16 protein-coding genes are annotated in these 20,965 nt (G+C 44.0%); 11 read left to right on the forward strand and 5 right to left on the reverse strand.

Annotated features, from left to right (window positions below; translation table 11 throughout):
- Positions 1-385: 385 nt before the first annotated feature.
- Positions 386-919, forward strand: coding sequence for an Ig-like domain-containing protein (locus tag NQ542_RS14380; protein ID WP_005639632.1), 534 nt, complete (start codon positions 386-388; stop codon positions 917-919).
- Positions 920-1,137: 218 nt separating this feature from the next.
- On the opposite strand, the gene NQ542_RS14385 is transcribed toward NQ542_RS14380, so the two are convergent.
- The 4 genes from NQ542_RS14385 to nadB all read right to left on the reverse strand — a co-directional run bounded on the left by NQ542_RS14385 (position 1,138) and on the right by nadB (position 6,746).
- A complete protein-coding gene (locus NQ542_RS14385) occupies positions 1,138-2,682 on the reverse strand; it encodes a sulfatase (RefSeq protein WP_005639635.1) in 1,545 nt (514 codons plus the stop codon).
- 114 nt (positions 2,683-2,796) lie between these two features.
- On the reverse strand, positions 2,797-3,831 hold the full coding sequence (locus tag NQ542_RS14390) for a DUF362 domain-containing protein (protein ID WP_005639638.1): 1,035 nt from the start codon (positions 3,829-3,831) through the stop codon (positions 2,797-2,799).
- Positions 3,832-3,946: 115 nt separating this feature from the next.
- The gene (locus NQ542_RS14395) at positions 3,947-4,981 is read right to left on the reverse strand and encodes a DUF4221 family protein (protein ID WP_005639640.1); all 1,035 of its coding nucleotides are present in this window, start codon (positions 4,979-4,981) and stop codon (positions 3,947-3,949) included.
- 190 nt (positions 4,982-5,171) lie between these two features.
- A complete protein-coding gene (gene nadB / locus NQ542_RS14400) occupies positions 5,172-6,746 on the reverse strand; it encodes an L-aspartate oxidase (RefSeq protein WP_005639642.1) in 1,575 nt (524 codons plus the stop codon).
- 202 nt (positions 6,747-6,948) lie between these two features.
- Here nadB and NQ542_RS14405 point away from each other — a divergent pair, with 202 nt between their 5' ends.
- The 6 genes from NQ542_RS14405 to NQ542_RS14430 all read left to right on the forward strand — a co-directional run bounded on the left by NQ542_RS14405 (position 6,949) and on the right by NQ542_RS14430 (position 12,496).
- Positions 6,949-7,650: a TapB family protein gene (locus NQ542_RS14405; RefSeq protein ID WP_005639644.1), complete on the forward strand. Its 702-nt coding sequence runs from the start codon at positions 6,949-6,951 to the stop codon at positions 7,648-7,650.
- 136 nt (positions 7,651-7,786) lie between these two features.
- Complete coding sequence (locus NQ542_RS14410) at positions 7,787-8,206, forward strand: PH domain-containing protein (RefSeq protein ID WP_005639645.1); 420 nt, start codon at positions 7,787-7,789, stop codon at positions 8,204-8,206.
- Between the two features lie 19 nt (positions 8,207-8,225).
- Positions 8,226-8,606 carry a hypothetical protein gene (locus tag NQ542_RS14415; RefSeq protein ID WP_005639649.1) on the forward strand — a complete coding sequence of 127 codons (381 nt, stop codon included), beginning with the start codon at positions 8,226-8,228 and terminating at the stop codon, positions 8,604-8,606.
- 10 nt (positions 8,607-8,616) lie between these two features.
- Positions 8,617-9,960, forward strand: a complete 1,344-nt coding sequence (gene lpdA / locus NQ542_RS14420) for a dihydrolipoyl dehydrogenase (RefSeq protein WP_005639651.1) — start codon at positions 8,617-8,619, stop codon at positions 9,958-9,960.
- 420 nt (positions 9,961-10,380) lie between these two features.
- On the forward strand, positions 10,381-11,925 hold the full coding sequence (locus NQ542_RS14425) for a glycine--tRNA ligase (RefSeq protein WP_005639655.1): 1,545 nt from the start codon (positions 10,381-10,383) through the stop codon (positions 11,923-11,925).
- Between the two features lie 4 nt (positions 11,926-11,929).
- A complete protein-coding gene (locus NQ542_RS14430; RefSeq protein WP_005639657.1) occupies positions 11,930-12,496 on the forward strand; it encodes an FKBP-type peptidyl-prolyl cis-trans isomerase in 567 nt (188 codons plus the stop codon).
- 66 nt (positions 12,497-12,562) lie between these two features.
- Here the strand turns inward: NQ542_RS14430 and NQ542_RS14435 are convergent, their stop codons facing one another.
- Positions 12,563-13,150, reverse strand: coding sequence for a DUF417 family protein (locus NQ542_RS14435; RefSeq protein WP_005639659.1), 588 nt, complete (start codon positions 13,148-13,150; stop codon positions 12,563-12,565).
- Positions 13,151-13,698: 548 nt separating this feature from the next.
- Here NQ542_RS14435 and NQ542_RS14440 point away from each other — a divergent pair.
- The 4 genes from NQ542_RS14440 to NQ542_RS14455 all read left to right on the forward strand — a co-directional run bounded on the left by NQ542_RS14440 (position 13,699) and on the right by NQ542_RS14455 (position 20,963).
- Positions 13,699-14,286 carry an RNA polymerase sigma-70 factor gene (locus NQ542_RS14440; RefSeq protein ID WP_005639663.1) on the forward strand — a complete coding sequence of 196 codons (588 nt, stop codon included), beginning with the start codon at positions 13,699-13,701 and terminating at the stop codon, positions 14,284-14,286.
- Between the two features lie 73 nt (positions 14,287-14,359).
- Complete coding sequence (locus NQ542_RS14445) at positions 14,360-15,337, forward strand: FecR family protein (protein ID WP_005639665.1); 978 nt, start codon at positions 14,360-14,362, stop codon at positions 15,335-15,337.
- A 285-nt stretch (positions 15,338-15,622) separates the two neighbouring features.
- Positions 15,623-19,039 (forward strand): TonB-dependent receptor, encoded by a 3,417-nt coding sequence (locus NQ542_RS14450; protein WP_005639667.1) that lies wholly within the window; start codon positions 15,623-15,625, stop codon positions 19,037-19,039.
- A 31-nt stretch (positions 19,040-19,070) separates the two neighbouring features.
- Entirely contained in the window at positions 19,071-20,963 is a 1,893-nt protein-coding gene (locus tag NQ542_RS14455; protein WP_005639669.1) for a RagB/SusD family nutrient uptake outer membrane protein, read from the forward strand.
- Positions 20,964-20,965: the final 2 nt, after the last annotated feature.

Genomic DNA, 20,965 nt, shown 5'->3' on the forward strand with positions numbered 1-20,965 from the left:
ATCTGCTTGTTTCTGCTAAAAAAAGAGAAGGCTTTTGTGGAATGAAGAACCGTATTTTGTCAATTTAATATCTATTATATTCGTTTTTACATTTATTTATTCGATTATTTTATATGCTTTTTCAAAAGTAACAGAAGGTAATATGTTGGTTTCCAATCATATGATAAAAATGTCCTGTTTCAGGAGTGATAGAGGCAGTGATACAGGAAAACATCCTGTATCACTGCTATAACGCTTGAATATCAATATCTGAAACTTTTGTAGTGATAGAGTGATAGAAGATTTGCAGAAAAACTGATTCTTCGTCACTTTCAGGGTAGTTCAAGCACATGATTGCTAGACTGACCGCAGACCGGACAGCGGACTCCGTGATGCGTATCGGACAATGTTACATAATGGAACCAAGTCTGACCCTGTTACTCCTCCTTCTGGTGGTGATGGAGACGAAAACGTTACGATCTCTTTGGATGCAACGACAAAAGCTCTTCCACGTCTCGAAGAATTCGTTTTGGAAGCAACTGTTTCTCCTTCCGGTAAAACAGTGACATGGAGCAGTAGCGATCCGACGATCGCCAGCGTGACAGCCGATGGCAACAAGGTAACCGTAAAGGGGCTTAAAGTCGGAACAGCTACGATCACAGCTAAGATCGGTGACGTGACCGCTACTTGTGAAGTGACGGTAGACTTTGCAACCGGCCTTGAAGAAGCCCTTGCCAATACGGAAGTGTTTGGAAGAAAGGGAAATATTTATGTGAATCCGATTCAGTCGCTACAAGTGACCGTTGTGAACATGATCGGTAAGATCGTCTACAATGCACGTATCAGTAGCTATGCGCGAATACCGGTAACAAAAGGCATTTACATTGTGAAATTAACCAATGTCGGAAATACGAAAGTTATTAAGGTAAATGTATACTAATCCATATTTAGTATTGAATGAGAAAGGGCGTCCACGAGGATGCCCTTTTTTGTTTCTTTTCGTTTCCTGACAGTCCGGTATCCCCTCCCTGCTTATGCCAAAAAAGAAACTCTCTTCTTTTCACTCTCTTTTTAATTTATATTTTGATCAATATGAGGTTATGCCTCATTCTATTATTTTGAGAAAACAGCCTATATAGGACGCAGTCCCATGCTATGTTAATTTATCTCATCCGGCCACGGGCAAGCCTTTCCTGTCGCCTTGAAAGATGGCCGTTGGGCATCTACTTTACGGAGGTGGTCGCCGAGTTCTTTGGAGAGGCGTTTGACGATTTCCGGGTGACGGGTGCTAAGGTCGTTCTTTTCGCCGATATCGTCGGAGATGTTGAACAGTTCTTTCTTGCCGGTACCGTAATAGTAAATCAGTTTCCAGTCGCCATTGCGGACCGCACAGTTGAAGTTGATGCCCGGACCGTCGTTGCCCCAGTTGTTCGGCATATTCCAGAAGAGGGAACGCCCTTTGGAAGGATCGCCCGTCCCGGTGAGCAGAGGAACGAAGCTGATGCCGTCGATAGGTTGCACCGTCTCGTAGTCCTTCACTCCGGCCATTTCCAGGATAGTCGGGTAGAAGTCTTCTATCAGCAGGTATTTGTCGCAACGGGTATTCGGTTGGGCTACTCCCGGCCAACTGACGATCATCGGTTCGCGGATACCCCCTTCGCAAAGGGAACCTTTGCCGCTCAGCAACGGATAGTTCTGCGTGTACAACGGGCCGTCACGCCATTCGGACGTAGAGGCAAGGCCGCCGTTATCGCTCATGAAGAGGATGATCGTATTGTCTGCCTCCCCGTTCTTTTCCAACCAGTCCATCAGATCGCCCAGGCTCTTGTCCATCCCTTCGATTAGGGTGGCGTAGGCTGCCTCATGGTCTGTCATTCCCTTCTTTTTGTATTTCTCGTAGAAGCGCATGTCCTTATTCAGTGGAATATGGATGGCATAGTGGGACATGTAGAGGTAGAACGGCTGGTTGTATTTCTTCGCCTTGTCGAGCGCCTTGATCGCCTCCAATGTCAAGGCTTCGGTAGCGAATGTTTCCGTGCCCCAATACTTTTCGAGGCCGGGGATGGACATCAGCGAAGTCGGTTTGCCATCCTTCGTATGGCCGTAATTCTCTTCGCCTAAATAGCTTGCCAGACCGCCGGCGGCATGACCGGCAATGTTGACTTCGAATCCCCAGTGGTGCGGGTCCTCTCCCGGAGTGTCGATCGCGCCGAAATGGGCTTTCCCGCAGTGGATCGTATGATAACCGCTATTTTTCAAGAGCTGGACGAAAGAAGTCCCGACGAAGGTATTGTTTGTTCCCGTAACCTGACTGACGCCGTTATAGTTCCAGTCAGGTATGTCGAGCAGACTGTCTTTGCGGTCGGTCGTCTTATCCTTTTGCAGCGTCCAGTTGGTGACACGGTGGCGGGCGGCATTCGTCCCGGTGATCAGGCTGCAACGAGACGGGGAACTGATACTGCTGGCATAGGCCTGGGTGAACATGACTCCCTGGCGGGCGAGGCGTTCCATGTTGGGCGTCTCGTAGACTTCGTTATAATGCGTCTTTTCTGTCCAGAAAGGCAGGGAAGTGTCTTCCCATCCCATATCGTCAACCATAAAGAGGATGATGTTCGGCCGCTTGGCAGGCTGGTCGGCTGCCTGCATATTTCCTGTCTGGAAAGCGGGCAGGATTACTAAAGGCAATAAGATTCGTTTGTCCATCTTGTTTGTGTTTTTCGGTTTATATTCCTGTGAAAGTTACTGATATGACAAAGATACATATTGATTCGGAATATTTTTTACAATAGGAGGACAGACTGAATCTTTTATCTGGAATTATGTATCTAATACTACCAATTCATAGTTCTTGCTTCCGAGTCCGATCGTCTCGGCATAATCAACCGTGTGACGTCCATGAAGGCTTTCAATGCGATTGACCAACGGTCTATTGTCGTTGCCTTCGGTTGGCTTTACAGCATATACTAAATCTAGACAAGCCTGATCCAGAGCTACGGGGTCGGTTGAAGCAAGTATTCCGATGTCTTTCATTTCGGGATCATGAGGGTTGGAATCGCAATCGCAGTCAATTGAAAGATTATTCATTACATTAATATATAAAATATTATCACCGAAATAATCTGCTACACTTTGCGCCGAAGCTGCCATTGATTCGAGGAAAGCATCTTGTTCGGGTAGGTTATTCCATAATTCGGCAGTCTCTGCTGTTTTACCGGCCGTATGAATATAGGTTTTGCCTTTAGAAGAGGCGACACCGATGGACTGATTTTTGATTACACCTCCGAATCCACCCATTGCATGTCCTTTGAAATGCGCCAGGTTAATCATGAAATCATAGTTCTTCAGATGGGTTCCGACGATGTTATATTGGATATGTTTTTTATCTTTTACCGGAATATTGAATTCACCTTCAGAATCCATGATGTCAACCTTTGCTATGTCGAAGAAACCATGGTCTTTAGCTGCTTGGATATGCTCTTCTGTCGTAAAGCGTTTTCCGACATAGGCCGTATTGCATTCTACTATTGTCCCGCTTACTTTCTGCACTAAGTCTTTGATCAGAGACGGCTGCAGGAAATTATGTCCGCCCGGTTCGCCTGTACTGATTTTGATGGCAACTCGTCCGGATGCTTTACGCTTGAGTGCTTCGTATATTTTGACCAAAGCATCGGGAGAGATCTCTTTTGTCATCAGGACTTTTGATCTATTTTGGTTTGTTCCTCCTTTAAGAGGGATGACGGCGGGCACGATATTGCCCTTCAAATGAATTGGCAGACTGGAAGCTGCTGCTAAGGATGCTAATGTAGTCAATGAAGACCTCATCCAGGACCTTCTTGTCATTTTCTCTTCCATATAAATCTTTCCTTTTAATTATTTCTTCAAAAGTAGTGGACAAGATTTAATTGTGTAATACCTGAATTACGGATAAATATACCTTTATTACTGCATGTGTTGTTCGAGTTGTCGCTTATTCTTCCTTCAACTCAAACTTCCGGAAACTAAGGATATCGTCATTGAACTGGGGATTCAGGTAATGGCTGTCGGAAATGTATAGCCCTTCGGGACGAACCAGCATGATGGTTGGATTATAGGTATTGTCGGGAAAGAGGGTTTCGCCGAGAATACGGAAATCTTTATCGAGAATAATAATGCTGAAGTTCTTACGCCCGAATTGTACGAGTTCCATAGGACGGACGCCTTTATCCAAAGTCGAGGGCGGATAAGCAATCCGGTAATAAACCTCCCGGTAGGGATCGTACAGCAAGTTATTATACCAGGCATTCACACAGAAGTCTTCGGGGCTTGCTGTCAACTCGTCCGGCAGTTGTACTTTGTCGAAGTACTTACTTTTAACCGAGACTTTCCGTATCGAGTCGTGTTCAGGAGTAGCCACATAGATATTCTCGTCATAGTGGAACGAGTAAATGAAGCGTTGGCCGTCATAGCAACGACTGTAACTGGCTTCCATGCCGTATCGTTTCAGCTTGACTTCCGAACCGGGATAATCGGGATAATCGAAGGGCAGTTTCTTCTCCTCTTTCGTATTCATATTGATTGCGACGGAAACAGGGTCATGCTCAATCAGGCGATTTGGTTCTATGCAGGTATATAGAGTGTGTTCGATACGTACAGGTAATTGTGAGGCTGTAGCCATAAAACAAGAAGGTTTTAATCCAGGAAAAGGCTGCTTATCAAGAAGGTCGCAGTTCTTATTAATCAAGTATAGCCCACTTTCGTAAAAATTGAAGACGTAAATACTGTCGAGATTCTGAATGTAATAACCGAATATCCTTCCAACACCGTTACTTCCTTCCTGCGAAGGGGTTATCCTGAACGCCGGTTTCTGCTGTTTCAGGTCATAGAAGTGGATCGTATTGTTTTCAATATTCTGGAAAGTGAAATACTCTTTTCCGTCTTTGTCTTTATAGACTGAATAAATGTTGAAGTTGTTTTTCGTGTCCGAATCGATCGGGAAAGACAGCGTTTCGTCTGTCTCTTTCAATTAGCATGCTCCGTACTTTTTGTGCGTTGAACAGGAGATAAACAGGAATAAAAAGAATAGTAATAGATGGTGCTTTTTCATGTTCATAATAAATTATAAGGAAAGGAAGAAAATTAAAAACTCCTTGTTCCCGTGCCTCGTGTGGGAGAGTGCGGGAACAAGGTGATTTTGACATGCTTTTTCCGGGCTTTTAATCTTTCTTTAACGGCGGATAGTCGATCGTATAGTGCAACCCGCGACTTTCCTTACGTTCCATTGCCTGACGGGTGATCAGGTAACCGACGTTGATCATGTTACGCAGTTCACACAGTTCTTTGGAGGCCTTGCAACGTTTGAAGAGGCTTTCCGTCTCTTCGTACAGGATGTCCAGGCGGTTCCAGGCGCGGGTCAGGCGGGTATTACTGCGGACGATGCCGACATACGATTCCATGATCTGGTTCACTTCTTTCATGCTTTGGGTGATCAGTACGCGTTCTTCGGTGGAAATCGTACCTTCATCGTTCCATTCGGGGATGTCGGTATTGAAGTCGTAGCGTTCGAGGACGCTTAGGATATGTTTAGCGGCTGCATCCGCATATACGACTGCTTCGATCAACGAGTTGGAAGCCAGGCGATTTCCACCGTGCAACCCTGTGCAGGAACATTCGCCGATGGCATAGAGACGACGGATGCTGGATTGCCCGTTCAGATCGACACTAATACCGCCGCACAGATAATGGGCTGCTGGAGCTACCGGGATATAATCCTTCGTGATGTCGATGCCGATGCTGAGGCATTTTTTATAGATATTGGGGAAATGCTTTTTCGTCTCCTCCGGGTCTTTATGGGTCACATCCAAGTAAACGTGATCTTCACCTCGGAGTTTCATCTCGTTATCGATCGCACGTGCTACGATGTCACGCGGGGCGAGAGACAGACGTTTGTCGTATTTTTGCATGAACTCCTTTCCGTCCAGCGTACGTAAGACGCCGCCATATCCGCGCATGGCTTCGGTGATCAGAAAACAGGGACGGTCTCCCGGGTGGAAAAGAGCGGTCGGGTGGAACTGGATGAACTCCATGTTTTTGACAGCTCCTTTCGCGCGATACACCATTGCGATACCGTCGCCCGTAGCGATCAGCGGGTTGGTTGTGTTGCGGTAAACGGCTTCGCAACCACCTGTTGCCATAACTGTTACCTTGGACAGGAACGTGTCTACCTTACCGGTGTCTTCGTTCAGCACATAAGCGCCGTAACATTTGATGCCCGGCGTATGACGGGTGACGATGATACCCAAGTGATGCTGCGTGATGATCTCTACTGCAAAGTGATGGTTGAATATCGTGATGTTGGGATGTCTCTTGATCGCTTCGATAAGGCTTAGTTGGATCTCGGCGCCGGTGTTGTCCTTGTGATGTAGGATGCGGAATTCGGAATGCCCTCCTTCGCGGTGAAGATCGAACTCGCCGTTCTCCTTCTTGTCGAAGTTCACACCCCAACTTATGAGTTCCTTGATCTGATCCGGTGCGCCTCGTACAACCATTTCCACGGCTTCCCGGTCGTTGATCCAGTCGCCGGCAATCATTGTGTCTTCAATATGCTTGTCGAAATTGTCTACCAGCAGGTTTGTTACCGAAGCAATGCCTCCCTGCGCGAAATAGGTGTTCGCTTCTTCCAGCTCTGTCTTGCAGATGATGGCTACTTTCCCTTTATCGGCTACCTTCAAGGCGAGGCTCATGCCAGCGATACCGGAACCGATCACTAAGAAATCGAATTGTTGTACCATAGTTTATATCCTTTGTGGCTGACAAAGTTAGGAATTAACTTATTTAGTTGTACCTTATACAGCCCGCTTTCGTGCAAAATAGTCCGCATTACTGATTCTTTGGATATTTTAAACTTCTCGTCGTAAACATCTCAGAATGGAACCCTGTTCTATTGGGGCATTGGATATCCTGCTAATTATTAACACTTAAACGTTTTAAAATATGAAATCTAAAGTTGTATTGAATGCTCTGGCCTTGTTGTTTGCGGCTGGTGCGATGGCTCAGGATTGTACGTTCTTTTTCCCGCAGACCAAAGGTACGCAGCTCGTAAAAAAAGGCTATGATGCAAAAGGAAACCTGCAGAGTGTGATGACCTACACGGTCGATGAAGTGAAGAACATCCCGTCCGGCCTGGAAGTGGAAGCCGATTATGTGTTCAAAAATAGCGCAGGTACGGTTTATGACAAGGGTGACCTGGAAGCATTCTGCCGAGATGGTGAGTTCTTTATCGAGATGAAGGAGACTTTGTCAAATCCGTCTTTCGTGTCGACCATCCAGTCTGATTTGGCTGCTACCGAAGCAGTCATTAACTATCCGAGTGTATCGAACGCTCCGTCCAATAATGGCGACGATATGTATTTCGATGATGCAACCATTCAGATCTACTCGAAGAAGAATCGGAAGGATCGCAAAAACGTGTCTATCTACGACCGCGAATATGTGACGACCGAACAGGTAGCGACTCCCGCCGGCACGTTCGACTGCACGAAAGTAAAATATAAAATCAAATCCCGCTCCCCGAAGGAAACGATCGAGGGCTATGGATATGAATGGTACGCTCCGAATGTGGGTGTCGTAAAGAACGAACAGTATAATAACAACAATCAGTTGCAATATTATACTGTCCTCGAAGTTGTAAAGTAATGTAAGATATATTCCTTTTTGGGAATTGTTTGACCGGTTTAAGTGGATGCGTTGTTACTGAGAAGTTGCAGCGCATTTTCTTTTCCCTGAATCGCCAAAAGAAATAAAATGATTATCTTTCGGCAAAATTCAGGATATGGACAGAGTCTTTAAATCAAAAGTTGGTTGGTGGTACCATTTGGTACTGTTGGTGATGGTGGCAAGCACTGTTTTTGCATTTGTGGGCGGCAAGTCTCCCGTGACGATGGTCATGCTGCTGTTGTTTACATTGGAATGCATTCACATGCTGTTGTCGACTTGGTATAAAATAACGGCGGATGGTCACTTGATAGCCCATTGCAGTATCTTTCCGGAGAAAAAGATTCCTATCTCGGAGATTAGTGCCGTCGAGGTGACAGTGATGCCTGTCTCGAGCTACGCCCTGTCACTGGACCGTCTGATCATCTACAAAGGCGACACGCAGTGGCTATTGATTTCGCCGGTCAACAAGCAGGACTTTGTCAAGCTGTTGAAGAAGCATAATCCCGATATCCGGATAAAGGAACCGGTTATCTAAAACTTAAAAACAGATTACCATGAAAGCACGGATTCGGAAAAACCAGAAAGATTGGCATGTATACATCTTCTGGATTTTATTAGGAGTATTTGCATTGTTGGTTATTATGGATGCTTTCAGCGAGGACAAATTTGATCGACTACCCTTGATCCTTTGTTTCCTGCCGTTAACTATACTTCAGTTACGTCCGTATCAGATAACGGATAGGGACATGTTGCACGGAAACGGGCAAATCGACGTGAAACTGATCTCCCGGCTCGAGTGCAGCGGTAACAAAGTCGTCGTCTATTACTCCCGTATGGAAGGAGGCATAGAGAGGCACTCCTCTTTTTATCCGGCCGACAAGGAAGAATTTATTTCGATCTTACAACAAATTAATCCCAATATAAAATTTAATTAAATCTGAGAACATGAAATACGATGTTGCCATAATCGGAGGCGGTCCCGCCGGTTATACGGCTGCCGAGAAGGCGGCTGCGGGTGGCTTGTCCACCGTGCTTTTTGAGAAGAACGCGTTAGGCGGTGTGTGCCTGAATGAAGGATGCGTGCCGACAAAGACTTTGCTTTATTCTGCGAAAGTGTTTGATACGATCAAACACGCCCCCAAATATGCGGTAAGTGCGGAGAATCCTGCTTTCGATTTCCCGAAGATCATCGCTCGTAAAAATAAAGTCGTAAAGAAACTGACAGCCGGCATCCGCATGAAGATGAAGGAGAACGGCGTGGAAGTGGTGAGCGGCGAAGCCGAAATCAAAGGGCGGGCAGCCGACGGAACGATCACTATCGCCTCGGGCGAAGCTGTTTATGAAGCCGCCAACCTGCTTATCTGCACCGGTTCGGAAACTGTCATACCTCCCATTCCCGGATTGGCGGAAACGGAGTACTGGACAAGCCGTGAGGCGTTGCTGTCTAAAGAACTGCCGACTTCGCTGGTGATCATCGGTGGCGGTGTGATCGGCATGGAGTTCGCCTCCTTCTTCAACAGCATGGGAACGGAAGTGCATGTGGTCGAGATGCTGGATAAGATTCTCGGTCCGATGGATAGGGAGCTGTCCGAGATGTTGCAGGTCGAATATGCCAAACGGGGCGTCAAGTTCTATTTAGGACATAAGGTGACTGCCGTAAACGGCGGCGATGTGACGGTCGAGAAAGACGGCGAGACATCAGTCATCCAAGGCGAAAAAATCCTGTTGAGCGTAGGCCGTCGTCCCGTGACCAAAGGTTTCGGCTTGGAAACACTGGCCCCCGAACCTTTCCGCAACGGGATCAAAGTGAACGGATTTATGCAGACTTCCGTCCCGAATGTGTATGCCTGCGGCGATATCACCGCTTTCTCCCTGTTGGCCCATACGGCTGTCAGCGAAGCGGAAGTGGCTGTCGATCATATTTTAGGCAAGAACCGCAGCATGAGCTACAAGGCCATTCCGGGCGTTGTCTATACCAATCCCGAAATCGCAGGCGTTGGCAAGACCGAAGAGGAACTGCAGGCCGAAGGCACGCCCTACACCGTCAAGAAGATACCGATGGCGTTCTCCGGCCGCTTTGTCGCTGAAAACGAGCAGGGCAACGGCGTCTGCAAGCTGATTTTGGCTGAAGACGAAACGATCATCGGCGCCCACCTTTTGGGAAATCCGGCCTCCGAGCTGATCGTCATAGCCGGGATCGCTGTCGAAAAAGGCATGAAGGCCTCCGAGCTGAAGTCCATCGTCTTCCCACATCCGACCGTAGGCGAGATCCTTAAGGAAGCGCTCTGATATTTTATTCCCCATACATGCCCGATCCCGATCCATCCCGGCGACTGTTCGATGGATCGGGATCTTTTTGTTGAAAGTCCTGCTTTAATCAACCTGAAGTGTGGAATGTTTTATCTGTTTCCATGAGGAGAAAATAACTTTTCTCGCCAGTGAAAATTTGTTTTCTATGGGAAGAAACAAAAGATTCATGCCAATGGAACAAAATTTCCCCCTCTATGAAACTGCTCCGAAACGGGTAGCCGTTCGTCCTTACCAGGATAGGAGTTGGTTTCATTTAGCTGATGTTTCTTCGAAAATATCCTTATAAGATGCTGAAAATGCTACAGGTTACCAAAAAAATCATTTACTTTGCAAACTTAATAATGTGCCAATGCACAAAAATGGCACATTGGCACATTAATTAATTGGCAAATTATTATTATGGCACAAGAAGATGTATTTAAGAAATTAGTTTCGCACTGTAAAGAATACGGGTTTGTATTCCCCTCTTCAGAGATTTATGACGGTTTAGGAGCAGTGTACGATTATGGGCAGTATGGCGTAGAGTTGAAAAATAACATAAAGAAATACTGGTGGGACAGCATGACGTTGTTGCACGAAAATGTAGTCGGCATCGATTCGGCTATCTTTATGCACCCTACTATCTGGAAGGCATCCGGCCATGTCGACGCGTTCAATGACCCTCTGATCGATAACAAGGATTCCAAGAAACGCTATCGTGCCGATGTACTGATCGAAGATCACCTGGCGAAGATCGAGGAGAAGATAAATAAGGAAGTGGCCAAGGCTGCGAAGAAGTTTGGTGATGCTTTCGATGAAGCCCAGTTCCGCGCGACGAACGGACGCGTGCTTGAATATCAGGCTAAGTGGAACGAGATCCACGAACGCTACTCGAAAGACATGAATGATTCCAATTTCGAAGACCTGCGCCAGCTGATCCTGGATTGCGAAATCGTTTGCCCGATCTCCGGAACCCGTAACTGGACCGATGTCCGCCAGTTCAATTTGATGTTCTCTACGGAGATGGGTTCTACTTCAGACGGTGCCATGAAAGTATATCTGCGGCCGGAAACAGCACAGGGTATTTTCGTCAACTTCCTGAACGTACAGAAGACCGGCCGCATGAAAATACCTTTCGGTATCGCTCAGATCGGTAAGGCTTTCCGTAACGAGATCGTTGCCCGTCAGTTCATCTTCCGTATGCGCGAGTTCGAACAGATGGAAATGCAGTTCTTCGTTCGTCCTGGCGAAGAGATGGAATGGTTCAAGCAGTGGAAGGCTACTCGTCTGAAATGGCACCAGGCAATGGGATTGGGTAATGAAAAATATCGTTATCACGATCACGAAAAGCTGGCCCACTATGCAAATGCGGCTACTGATATCGAATTCGAAATGCCGTTCGGTTTCAAGGAAGTGGAAGGTATCCATAGCCGTACGAATTTCGACTTGAGTCAGCACGAAAAGTTTTCCGGCAAGAAAATCCAGTATTTCGACCCTGAACTGAACCAGAGCTATACTCCGTATGTAATCGAGACCTCTATCGGTGTAGACCGCGTGTTCTTGAGTGTGATGGCCGGTTCTTATTGCGAAGAGACATTGGAAAACGGCGAAACACGTGTTGTATTGAAGTTGCCCGCAGCGTTGGCGCCTATCAAGCTCGCCGTATTGCCGTTGGTGAAGAAAGACGGTCTGCCTGAAAAAGCTGAGGAGATCATGAAGATGTTGCGTTTCGATTTCCGTTGCCAGTATGACGAAAAAGATTCTATCGGCAAGCGCTATCGTCGCCAGGATGCTATCGGAACCCCGTACTGTATTACAGTTGACCACGATACTTTGAAGGATAATTGTGTCACGATCCGTTTCCGCGATACGATGGAACAGGAACGTGTGAGCATCGACAAGTTGCATGACATTATCTCCGAGAAGGTAAGCATGAAGAATTTATTAAAAAAGATAATGGAATAAACGCATGAAGAAATACCTGCATATCGCGTTGATGTTGTTGTGTGTCTTTGTTGTCTCTTCTTGCAAGGATGATGACGATGATACTGAAGCTGTTGAAAGAGAGGCTTATAAGTTGGAACAGGACATTGCCTTCCAGGCAAAAGTAAATGAAACCGGTTTTGTAAGATGGTATTCGGAAGCCGGTGATGGTTATGTTTGTGCCAAACTGATTGAAAAGGGGAATGGCAAGCAAGCCTATTTCAATAGCCGTGTCTCGGTCTACTATAAAGGTTCTTTGACAGATGGAACGGAGTTTGATGCCCGGTTGTTTGAAGACGGTACGCCCTTCAAGTGTGCGGTCAGTTCATACTATGCGAATTATTCGAACTCCAATCCGAATGGATATGGTTCCGTCATATCTGGTTGGACAGTTGCTTTGCAACATATGGTTGAAGGAGATAAATATGAGGTTTGGATTCCGCAGCAGCTAGCCTATGGCGCAAGCGACAACGGTGATATCCCGGCTTATTCGACTTTGATATTCGAAATCGAGCTGGTATCGGTGGATGAGCAGGCAGCTTCGGCAAGTTAAAAGTTGATTTATAAAAGAATAAAAAGGGGGTGGCTATACAATGTGTAGGCAACCCCTTTCTACTTTTTATTTCTTCTGTTTCAATATCCTCTGTGCACAGTCCGAGAACACTACGATCGCCCCGGCAATGATTGCCGTATCTTTTATTACTAGTCTGCCTGCCCCGGTCAGCAGTGGGAATCCATGTTCTCCGCTTCCCAAGTCCGGTACCCATACTTCAGGCGTCGTCACCAGGAAAGAGAGCGTTCCGATCGTCATGATAATAGCAAGTCCTGCACCTACCAGGCCGATTTTAGGGGAGAAAATACCTAAGAACGTCAGGATACCGATCGCCATGATCAGAATGCCTAACCCGTGCGAGAAGCCGTACGTGTTGTTTTCCACATGCCACTGATGTTTGGCCTCGTTGAATTCCCCCTCTTTTAGTTTATATTCTTTATATTCGGGAGCGCTTTTCGTATAGAAGAAGCTCATAAAAGGACTGTTCGCCACAAACGGCACGATACCTTCTGCTTCATAGTTATAGAATTTCAATCCTCCGATCCATACGAAGATGATCAGGATTGCCACGCGGATCAAGTTAATGCCCAACTTTTGAGTCGAAGCTGCAATGTTCAGGAAAGTGTAAAATAGATTACTTAATTTAGTCGTCATGTCTTTGCTGTTTTATATGTTTGTTTTATAATGCAAATATCGACCCATTGTGGCTTGCGGTAAATGGCAATTCTGCCGGATAACTTATCAATTTTCCCCGATCTGGTTATTTATAGGCAAAAGAAACCCCTATAAACAATTAAAGGCTGTCTCACGACAACCCCTAACCAAACTTTGTTAACCTTAAATCTAATACTATTATGAAAAAACCACAATACAAAGATACGGGTTTGTCCGAACTTGTCAAGAGCCAAGATGCTAAATAGTGTTGTAAGAGGTATAAGAAAAATTAATTGCAGATGAATAAGCCTTTTATTGAAAATAAAATTATCTTTGTCTGGAAATATAAAGAAAAACGTAGAAGCGTTTCGTATTATTCTTTGTTAGGAATCTGGTAAATTCATTGTACAAAAAGAATAATAGGCAAAAACGCTCGCGCTCCCATAGGGCGTGGGCTATTGCTTATTTGTTGTACAAGCTTACCAGAGCTCCTAACCGGATGAGACAATAGCTCCACGCTTTTTTACCACAAATAGAAAGAATACGATATGATGGAAGCGAAAATTGACATTGAAAAAGTCAGGAAAGGAGATCATGCTGCTTTTAAAACTTTCTTTGAATGTTTCTATCCTAAATTGATGGCGCTCGCTTGTCGTTTTGTAGATGAGCAGGTTGCCAAAGATTTGGTGCAAGAAGTCTTCACTTCCTATTGGGAACAGAAAAAGGTTATACAACCCGACAATATCCAATCTTTCCTTTTTAAATGGTTGCAAAATAGTTGCTTGAACCACATTAAACACCAGATGATTGTTGACGAGTACGAATCATGTGTTCGTATCGCTGAGGCGCGTATCGCTTTTTGGGGCGAATCCACCGACTCCAACGATGTCCTTAAGTCTGTTATAAATCAGGATTTGCGGGAAATCATAGAACTCTCCGTTAATAAACTGCCTCCCAAATGCGCACAGGCTTTCCGTCTGGCCTATTTCCATGATATCAGCCATAAGGAGATAGCCGAGATTATGGGAATCTCTCCCCGTACAGTCGAAGGACATATCCGGCAAGCACTTGCCTTCTTACGGAAAGATTTGAAAGGCCTTTTCCTGCTTATATTCCTGCTCTGCAACATAAATTGAATTTTTCTTTGTTTTTGACCACGTAGTACCTCCCGCTTCGATTGTCTTCTTTCTATAAGTACAATCAAAGAAGATGGACGAACAATTACTCATACAATTCCTTACGCATACCTGTACCTCGGAAGACCTCCGTTTAGTCGACCAATGGATCGCATCCGGCAAACCCAATGCTGACTGGCTGTTCGAAATGGAACGCATATGGAGTTTGAAGGATGAACTGCGATTCTCGGATAGGAGAGAGATAGAGGAGGCGTACAACCGTTTTACTCTTTCCCTGGGAAAGAGTAAAAATGCGAAACCGCATTTTTACATATATCCGATATTGAAATATGTGGCAGCTGTTATCATCATCGGATTATTAGGATTGAATCTTTATAAAATGGTTCAACCGGCAACTGTAGGCGAGAATACGGTAGAAGTGCCGAAAGGACAAAGAGCATCTCTAATGCTTTCCGATGGAACAAAGATCTGGTTGAATTCCCAAAGTAAACTTATTTACCCGACTCAATTCTCTGATAAGGAAAGGAATGTCCGGCTTGAAGGGGAGGCTTTTTTCGATGTGGCCCATAAGGAACATCTTCCTTTTGTCGTGCATTCACCTTTGCTGGCAATAAAGGTATTGGGAACGAAATTTAATGTAAAAGCTTACTTCGACGAAAAATCCGTTGTCACATTGGCAGAGGGAAAGGTTGAAGTGGAAACAAACGACTGTAAAAACAGATTGACTCTTAAACCAAACGAACAGGTTTCATATTCGGGAAGTTCCGGTTTGGCATTGGAGAAAAATATCAATACGAATACGGTTAAATTATGGATGAAAGGAGAAGGCGCTTTTATCCAATGTCGGCTTGATCATATTGTCCGTGATTTGGAACGGAAATTTGATGTGAAAATAGTTATAACGGATCATTCTTTAAGTTCTGAAGTTTTTACTTGCCGCTTTAAGGATACAGCTACAATTGAACAGGTTTTACATTTACTGAAAGAAACCAGGAGATTGGATTATTTATTTGAAGGGGAACAAATACGGATTTTCAAACCATTAAAATAAAAAGCCTATGGGAAAGGATTGATAAAAACGAAGGCTGAAGATAGGCCAATATCTTCAGCCGGGATTAAGCGAGTAACGCTTTAGCGAACCTAAATTTATTACTAACTAATCATTTACAAATGTATGCATTATATTATGAAAAATACGCCATGCGGTGTATATAAATCGTCATGGCTGCGAAAAAGTCTAAATATTATGAGATGTGTTATATTATTCATACTATTGGGAACCTTACAGTCTTTTGCTAATTTAAGCTATTCACAGTCGGTGAAATTGTCATTGAATATGGAAAATACGACCGTACAGGAGGTTCTCACTACTATTGAACAAAAAAGCGGTTTCTATTTCACGTATAATTTGGAACAGGTAAAAGTAACTCGTAAGGTTACTGTCAACTTTAAGGATAAGACAGTTCCCGAAGTATTGGATGAACTATTTGCAAAAGAGAATATCCATTATGTGATAAACGACAAGCATATTGCCTTATATAAAGGAAACGAAAGGCAAGTTGCTTTACAAGCAAAGAAAGATATAAAAGGTGTGGTAACGGATAAAAACGGAGAACCGATCCCCGGCGCCAATATCATTGAGAAAGGAAATCCTACCAATGGAACTATTACCGACGTCGATGGAAATTACACTTTGTCCGTATTCGGAAATTCCGTGTTGGTAGCTTCTTACATAGGATATAATAGAATCGAAATTCAAGTTAAAGATCGTTCTGTTGTCGATATTACATTATCGGAGGATACGCAAGCATTGGAAGAGGTAGTTGTCGTTGGTTATAGTACCCAGAAGAAAGTAAACCTGACCGGTTCGGTCTCCACTGTTAATTTCGAATCGATGTCATCGAGACCCGTCACCGATGCCTCTCAAGCTCTTAGCGGTGCTTCACCCGGCCTTCAGATCATGCAAAGTTCCGGACAACCTAATGCAGAGAGTTTTTCCTATAACATTCGCGGTGTCGGGACATTGAATTCTTCCAGTCCTCTTATTCTTGTTGATGGAATGGAACAAAGCATCAGTATGGTCAATCCTTCTGATATAGCCAATGTCTCTATCCTTAAAGATGCAGCTTCTTGTGCCATATATGGAAACCGTGGTGCTAACGGTGTTATCCTTATCACGACCAAAAACGGCACGGAAGGTAAAATTAGTGTGACGTATGATGGTACAGTCTCCTATAATGAACCTTTCAAAATTGTTCATACAATTTCGGATTATGTTCAGTATATGAAATTGATGAATGAATCATCTAATAACTTAGGAAACTCTGATATCTTTTCTCAGAGTTCTATTGATCTTTGGGAAGCCGCTAAAGCTGATCCTAACGGAATTTCTGCTTCGGGTTATCCGAACTATGTTGCTTATCCCAATACAGACTGGTGGGATGAGATTTATACGAAGCAATGGATGCAGAAGCACACGATTTCACTCAATGGCAAGGAGAAGAAAACAGGTTATTCAATGAGCTTTTCCTATATAGATAATCCGGGTATCATGAAGAATACGGGATATAATCGTTATATGGGACGTGTGAACTTGTATTCTGATATTACCGACTGGTTGCGGGTTGGAACTCGTACCTCGGGAAATGTTACCGATCAAGAAGTCAGTGTTACTAGTTATAATGGGAGCAGTCATATCAATTCTATGAACACGGAAAAGATGGTTCCTTGTATATATCCGTATTATGATGGAAAATATGGTGCACCGGAAGGACCTGAAGAAGATCCACAATCGCATAACGGACTTTGGGATAATGTATTGAATGGGTTTGACAAATATTCACAGCTTTATACGGAGTGGTATGCTCAAGTCAAGTTTCTGAAATATTTTACATATAATTTTGATTTTTATTATCAGGATCTTCGCCGGGAGCGAAAAGTATCGGACGCTTCCATTGGAAAGTTCAGTTTTTCTAAGGGAGCTTATTCAACAGGGGCCGATGACCCATCAACTCTTTATACTCGTATGTATTATACAAGGACGAATCGTACGAAGTTGAACCATTTACTTAATTATAACCAGTCTTTTGGTATTCATGATGTGTCGGCAATGGTTGGCTATGAGGAAGAAACGTATGATTACAGGGAGACGAATGTGAGTAAGCTGGGACTTACAGATGCCGCTGTAAATGACCTTGATGCCGCTACAACACCTTATTCGACGGCTGGTTATGGGACTGAATATGCTGCCCGTTCGGTGTTCGGACGTGCGAATTATGCTTATAAGAGCAGATATTTGCTTGAGTTTAACTTGCGCTATGATGGCTCGTCGAGATTTTCTCCTGATTATCGTTGGGGAGCTTTCCCTTCTTTTTCGGCCGGTTGGCGTATGAATGAGGAGTTGTGGCTTAAACCAGTACAGTGGCTGACAAACTTAAAGCTTCGTGCTTCTTGGGGTAAGTTGGGTAATAATGCAATCGGTAACTATGATTGGCAGTCTGTATATTCGGCAGCAAATTATTCTACCGGTCAAGCTTTGACAAGTGGTATCGCCATCACTTCTATTGCCAATGCCGCTCTTACTTGGGAAGAGACAGCTGTTACCAATGTCGGTCTTGATTTTGGTTTCTTTGATAATAAATTACATGGTAATATAGATGTTTATAATAAGTTGACTACCGGAATTCTGTACACTCCTGATATGTATATGGTAATGGGAAATGCGACTGCTCCGAAAGCGAATATTGCGGAAGTTACGAATAGGGGTGTTGAATTGGAGCTCGGATGGAGAGATAATATCGGCAGGGATTTCAGCTATAGCATTAAAGGTCAGTTTTCTTTTAATAAAAATTTTGTCAGCAAATATAAAGGTAAATTGGAAAAAGGATGGAATAAGGGACATACGGAATATTCTACTAATATAGGAGATGTTTCTACTGGTAGTACTACGAGAGTTATCGAAGGACGTCAGATTAATGAGTTTTATCTTCCTAACGTTTATAACGGTAACGGTTCATATTTCAATGCGGACGGTACAGTCAATATAAATGGTGGTCCTAAAGATGGTATGATCCGTACGGAAAACGATATGCAATGGCTTCAAGCCATGCAAGCGGCAGGTTATACTTTCCAACCTTATAATAATATTGCTAAAAATGCACTTTGGTATGGCGAGTATATTTATGCGGATGCGAATGGGGATGGAGTTTATGGTAATTCATATGATTCTGAATTTCAGGGAACTTCAACAACCCCTAAATATAATTTTGGTATCCAGGCCAGTGCAAATTGGAAAGATTTCGATTTTTCTATGACTTGGGGAGGATCTGCTGGATTTAGTATTTATTACTATGGTAAGGCAAGGAATTCAAGTGAAACGACTTATGGTTATGCAATTCCGGATGCGGTAGCGAATGATCATTATTTCTATGATCCTGAAAATCCATCAGATCCGAGAACCAATCAGTCTTCAAAACAACCTCGTTTGGTTAATGTATCGGGGGCTCAGAGTTCAGCAAGTTCTTCGCTTCATCTGGAGAAAGGGAATTTCATTAAACTTAGAAATTTGACTTTAGGATATACAATGCCTAAAAGCATTTCTAAAAAGTTCTATGTTGAAAGGCTTCGCGTATATGCTTCGGGGGAGAATCTGTTTGCGATTACCGGCTTCTCCGGTATGGATCCGGAAATGCGTGTTAGTATGGGATATTCTACCATGCGTCAGTATGCCTTCGGTATTAATCTAACATTTTAATTATTTTGGAAACAGCTAATATATTGAGAATATGAAAAAATTATTTAGAAAAATAGCTATCATCGGAACTTTATCGGGCATGTTATTCGGTTTGGAAGGGTGTACCGGCGATCTTCTTGATACATCTCCAAGTTATAGTTTCTCGAGTTCGAATGTATGGACCAGCCCTATCTTGGCCCGTGCGGCTGTGATGGGGGTTTATAATGAACTGTATGAGAAATTCTCTAAGAATTACGATAGTCCTTCTATCGGTATTCCGTTTGATGCCTGGTCGTCCGTAATGGATATCGATATGAACTGGAAGAATAATTGTTTCGTGATTTCCGGTTCTTGTACGCCTTCGAATGGAAATGTAGGTAATCATTATAAATATTATTATACGGTTGTGTATAGGGCTAATGATGTTATCAACAACATTGATAATGTCCCGGAAATGGATGACAGCGAGAAAGCACGATTGAAAGCCGAATGTAAATTTCTGCGGGCTTGGGCATATTATCATTTGAATGTCTTGTGGAGAGGTGTTCCTATCTATATGGAAAATGTGGAGAGTTCGGAAGCAACCAAAGCGCGTTCATCGGAAGCTGAGGTATGGGAGCAAATTCTTTCAGATCTTACGGATTGTATTAATGAGCCTAATCTTCCTGGTAAATATGCTCAAGGTAATAGTAGTTATGGACGTATAACAAAAGGTGCTGCTTATGCTTTTAGAGGTTATACTTATCAGTTTATGGGAGATTATGCTAAGGCTCTTGCAGACTTTGAAGCGATTGAAGGGCTTGGATATGCACTTTACAGTCCGAGTAATGGCGTAAAAGGAAACAGAGATTTCTTTCAGCTCTTTAAACCGGCTAATGAGCAATGTGATGAGATGATTTTTTCAGTACAGTGTGTTGAGACAAGTGGGATGGGAAACCCGAGAGGAATCAATTATGGTAATCGTTGTACGGGTGGTTCTGCTTGGAACAATTATCTTCCGAATCCTGCTTTTGTGGAAATGTACGAGTGTGCGGATGGCTCCGAATTTGATTGGGAAAAATATTGTCCCGGATGGCATTCGATGACTCCCCAGGAAAGGGTTGCTTTCTTTCTGCGTGACGGACTTCAATCCGGTAAAGGAGAATGGGGAACAACTGAAGCAACTTCTAATTATCAGGCTCTTTATAATAATATGGTTTCTTATGGTGCCGATATGAGCAAATATTTGGATCAAGGGAACGAGGCGAGAATACGCCAGGCATATGAAGATCGTGATCCGCGCCTGATGCAGTCGATTATAACTCCTTACTCGACTTACGACGGGAATCAAGCAGGTGTGGGAAATCATACCTGGACCCTTCGTTGGCCGTACATTCTGGATGCTGGAGAGCCTTATGACATCCGTACAGATACAAATTCTAAATTTTATTATCTTTGGAGGAAATATGTAACAGAGAATGATGAATGTACGACTCGTTGGGTCTATTCCGAAGATATTATACTCTGCCGTTATGCTGAAATTCTTCTTAGGCGGGCTGAGTGCTTGAATGAGCTGGGCAGGACAAGTGAGGCTGTTGCTTTTGTAAATAGGATAAGACAGCGTGTAGGGCATGTTCTTCTTAATGATCAGGCTTATCCTGCGACTATTGTGAGCGGGCAGGAGGATATGCGACAACGCATTCGGAAAGAGTTTTATGTTGAACTTGGCGGTGAGGATTCTATGTTCTTTAACGAGCTTCGTTGGGGTACATGGTATGACAGGAAGTTTAAAGATCATTCTTCCGGACAGGTAGGAGAACTTAATACGAATGGTTTGATGCAGATTTGGGGAGAGACTACTTACAAGCATCTTAGCGTTGGTGAACAGATAAAGATTTGGCCGATCCCTGCAAAGGAAAGGGAGATGAATTCAAATCTTACGCAGAATCCAGGCTGGCAGGATTAGTC

It is taken from the genome of Parabacteroides merdae ATCC 43184 (genome assembly GCF_025151215.1).
GTDB classification, from domain to species: domain Bacteria; phylum Bacteroidota; class Bacteroidia; order Bacteroidales; family Tannerellaceae; genus Parabacteroides; species Parabacteroides merdae.